The 2,870-nt window shown below is 41.1% G+C and carries 4 protein-coding genes; 3 read left to right on the top strand and 1 reads right to left on the bottom strand.

All coding sequences use genetic code 11. From position 1 onward, the window contains the following. The 3 genes from AC1DND_RS24700 to AC1DND_RS24690 form a co-directional block, all read left to right on the top strand. On the top strand, positions 1 to 491 hold a 491-nt coding region (locus AC1DND_RS24700; RefSeq protein WP_477585206.1), incomplete at its 5' end, for a cyclic nucleotide-binding domain-containing protein. 108 nt (positions 492 to 599) lie between these two features. Beyond that, complete coding sequence (locus AC1DND_RS24695) at positions 600 to 1,025, top strand: MauE/DoxX family redox-associated membrane protein (RefSeq protein ID WP_477585205.1); 426 nt, start codon at positions 600 to 602, stop codon at positions 1,023 to 1,025. A gap of 125 nt (positions 1,026 to 1,150) precedes the next feature. After that, positions 1,151 to 1,531, top strand: coding sequence for a hypothetical protein (locus AC1DND_RS24690; protein WP_477585204.1), 381 nt, complete (start codon positions 1,151 to 1,153; stop codon positions 1,529 to 1,531). A gap of 64 nt (positions 1,532 to 1,595) precedes the next feature. On the opposite strand, the gene AC1DND_RS24685 is transcribed toward AC1DND_RS24690, so the two are convergent. Next, positions 1,596 to 2,870, bottom strand: a 1,275-nt coding sequence (locus AC1DND_RS24685) for a RagB/SusD family nutrient uptake outer membrane protein (protein ID WP_477585203.1), incomplete at its 5' end; no start/stop codon positions are given.

The raw sequence follows: 2,870 nt of genomic DNA, 5'->3' as shown, positions 1-2,870 counted from the left end.
CAGATGGACAGGCACTGGAAAAGGCTCACTGGAATGAATTTCCAATAACATTTTTATACAAGGGGACATTAAAGACAAAACTTGAAAGTAAACTTGAGCCAGGAAAATCTATTTTGCTATTACATTTTGAAGGGGGAATGTTGCCACAATTTATAGAGACCAATCAAGAAGACTTTGATCTACGTACAATGGTGATTGGGGAGTCAACATTAATGGGGATACCCGCAGGACATATCTATAATCTCTACAAGCTGTTTCCGGAATTCCATGAGATAACCGAAAAAATAAGTTTGGAGAACTTTAATAGACTCTTCCACCTTGCCTTTGACATTAAAAATCTTAAGGCAGAGGATCGTCTTGCTTCCCTGTTGGAAATCCACCCCAATGTCTTTCAGCTGGCTTCCTCTGTCGACATTGCCGACGCTACGGGGATGCATGCACACACACTAAGTACACTTAAAAGTAAATATCTAAGTAGCAGGAAAAGTTAAATGTCCGCTTTGAGAACTCAAAATTAAGACTTTTACGAATTTTCATCCTGAAGCGGAACCTCAGAAGAAGAGACATGTGATCAATTTTGTGAAAGCAATCTCAGAAGCATGAAAGACCGGTTTTTAATTTTCTCAGTGAGCGCATTGATAATCCTTTGGGTTTACACCGCAGGATCCAAGATTGTTGAATTCCAGGAGTTCAGGCACCAGCTAAAGCTGCAGCATTTCAACAATGTTTTTATGTCTTTACTATCGTTTATACTACCACTTTCAGAAGCACTTACAGCATTTCTTTTATCCCGTCCGGCGAGCAGAATGTCCGGCCTGTACTCGTCATTCCTCCTTTTAGCAGTCTTTACCATTTACATCTTGCTTATACTGCTTGGATTTTTTGACAAAATACCATGTAGTTGCGGAGGCGTGCTTAAAGAAATGAGCTGGAAGACACATCTGCTGTTCAACACTTCATTTTTATCATTGAACCTTTGGGCTATCTATTATATCAAACAAAGAGAAAGGAGGTCAGGAAAATAACGATGCAAAACTGAACGGTGGGTCTAGCAGCTTTTCCCACTGACCGTAAACTAATCACCGGTGTAAAAAACACCATTACCTAAACTTTTTCGCTTGCTTTTTCAATGCAAAAAGCATCCATAAACATGAAAAATTTAAAAAAAATCAGTTTTGGCGTATTCGCCTTCATTTTTGGGTTAACATTGATCTTGACCCAATCAGCATTTAAATTTGCAAAAACAGGTACCTTGAACAGAGCACCTGTTACTTTTTATTATCATGGTCCTGATTATTCGGAAGGGGAAGTAACCGATGAATCAAACTGGACCTCGGAAGAACCACAAGAAAGCTGTGATAACGAAGATCAGGCACCTTGTACGATAACCGTTGATGATAGCTACGTTGATGGGTCAGGAAACCTGGAAACCAGTGCAGATTTAAGGGCTGACCTGAACACTGCTACTTCAAGTTATTATATTTCAGGTTCAGACGATAACCTGATGACTATAGTTAACAAAACAAGATAGTATCAGATTCAAAGGCAGGGCCATCCGGCCCTGCACTTTGATCTTAACTAAACCTAAATTTCTTTTAATTTTGGGCTATCCCCGTTTCTTCAATAATATCCGTTGGCAAGGGAAGTGCGTAATATGATGAGTTGGGCGGAAGGAAATATTTCGTTGCTCCAATATTCCTTTCCAAGGTGATTCCACCTCCCTCGAGATTATACCGCTTAAGGTCCGGCCATCTGAGGTTACGCATCAACAGCTCCTTGCGCCGTTCCAGCCTGATTTTCCTAAGTGCATCGGCTTTGTCCAGTGCAATCAGGGGAACATAGGAAACTGTATTTTTCCACCTTTTCTTGAGCAGGAAATTAAGGTCTGACATTGCTCCTTCCAGATCGCCCTCCATCGCCCGACATTCTGATCTGGTTAGATAAAGCTCATCAGTAGCAATACCACTAAATAATGTGGAGGCACTGGAACTATAACTTCCCTTAAACTGCTGAAAGGAAGCATTAATTTTGAAAAACGCCCTGCGACGGAGATCATTTACATTATATGAAGCATAAAGATTCGTGTCAATCCTTGAAAGACTTGGCGTATGCAGGCCAAATCCGGTGCCCATCTCCGTATAAAAAATTGTTTCCTTATTAAACTTCCTGAATGTAACAGCAAGATCAAGCCCGAGCACATCTGTATCATTATTATAATCCATCAGATCTGCCTTAATTTTAAGGCATTTATCTGCATAATTTAAAGCAGCGCTATAATTACGCATGTAAAGATAGATTCTAGAAAGCTGTGCGTAAGCTGCTGCCTTTGAGGGCCTGACTGCAGACACCGGTGTTTCCGGTAATAAGGATGCGGCTTCCGTAGCATCTGCAAGGGCCCGCTGTAAACATTCTGAAACTGTGGACCGCACAGACCTGACATTGAAATCAGAAGTCATGCGCAGCACAATACCTGGATCACCATTCGAGGTTGACGCATTATAACCATGGCCAAACTGTATGGTGAGCAGAAACAAATAAAAACTCCTAAAAAACAGAGCTGAACCCTTTGCATTGTCCCATCCTTTTGCATTTCCCTCGTCTCTTGAAAGTTCATCAAGCAGTTCAAGACAAAAATTGGCATTGTATATCGGGAGATAGGCATTTGACCAGTCGTTCGGATACCTGTAATCAACTTTTTTCCATGCGTAAATATCGCGGGCAACCTCTGAATAAGAATTTAAATTGCTTGTCGGTATATAAATATCATCCGCCGAAGCCTCGCCAAATGAAGGGGTTTTTCCGATATTCATCTGCCCTGCATCGTCCAATATACCCTGAATATCGCTAAGGGTTTTGGGTACCAACAACTT

The organism is Pedobacter sp. 01N416 (assembly GCF_056399685.1).
This window is presented reverse-complemented; position numbering and strand designations above follow the sequence as displayed.